At 60.0% G+C, this 440-nt stretch carries 1 pseudogene; it reads right to left on the bottom strand.

What is annotated here, in order from left to right:
• A pseudogene (locus tag ACTHUR_RS21195) lies at positions 1 to 440 on the bottom strand (ATP-dependent helicase); the annotation flags it as partial.

Raw genomic sequence — 440 nt, 5'->3', positions numbered from 1 at the left:
GAGCTGCTTGACTTCGGGAGGTCGTCTGAAAGCGGCTTCCTTGGTGGTCAAACCCATTTCAATCGCGGTTTGGGCAAGCTGGTGGTGCAGCTCGCGCCATTCGCGCATCCGCAGGTGCGACAGGAAATATTGGCGGCACCACTGCACCAGCTGCTTGTTGGACAAACCCTTGTCGCGCTCGCGCTGAAAGCTGTCCCAAATGTTCAGATAGGCAAGGAAATCGGACTGCTTGTCGGTAAAACGCTCGTGCGCCTTGGCGGCGGCATCGCGCGCTTCCAACGGCCGCTCGCGCGGGTCTTGAATCGACAGCGCGGACGCGATCACCAATATTTCCGCCATGCAGTCGTGCTTCTTCGCCGCCAACAAAATGCGCGCGATTTTCGGGTCGATGGGCAGGCGCGCCATTTGTTCGCCGAGTTTGGTCAGGCGGTAGCGGGGAG

The sequence above is a fragment of the Neisseria sp. P0021.S007 genome, from assembly GCF_051956855.1.
The sequence above is the reverse complement of the archived record's forward strand: the minus strand, read 5'-3'. Positions and strand labels throughout refer to the sequence as shown.